This window comes from Mesorhizobium sp. M7A.F.Ca.MR.362.00.0.0 (assembly GCF_004023175.1).
GTDB lineage: Bacteria > Pseudomonadota > Alphaproteobacteria > Rhizobiales > Rhizobiaceae > Mesorhizobium.
Map to the genome: position 1 here is coordinate 1 of NZ_RZTF01000920.1, position 450 is coordinate 450.

A 450-nucleotide genomic window follows, 5' to 3' on the forward strand; every position below is an offset into this window, starting at 1 on the left:
GTGCGCTCGGCATGTCACCCGCAGCGCTCGCCGAATACGCAGAAGCCGCGGCACGGATCCCGGCAGCCTTGCAGGCGACAGCGCTCGGTCAGCCCCAACCCGTGTTTGACTTCATTCTCGGACCAAGCTCCGGCGGAAAGGCCGATCAGCTCGCAAAAAACAAACAGTCATCCGTAGAAGTCGCCGGGAATAGACCGGACCCGTTGGGCCAACGTCACTGACGAACGACGATTGCCAGGTTTCGTTCACCTGGCCGTATTTTCGTGTAGCGCGGATTTTCGTCACGTTGTTTTCGGAATTACAAAAGCTCAAGACGGCATGGCTGCATATCGGTTCCGGCGCCTGGCAGCGAAACGGTTTCCGGTGGGAACGCCTATTAGCAATGGCTTATGGCGATACTTATGCTGCCGAGACATTTATTGCCTTCAGCCACAACCATCACTATGTAGC

At 56.7% G+C, this 450-nt stretch carries 1 pseudogene; it reads left to right on the plus strand.

Features of this window, described 5'->3' with window-relative positions:
• A pseudogene (locus EOC06_RS41220) lies at positions 1-221 on the plus strand (hypothetical protein); the annotation flags it as partial.
• Positions 222-450: the final 229 nt, after the last annotated feature.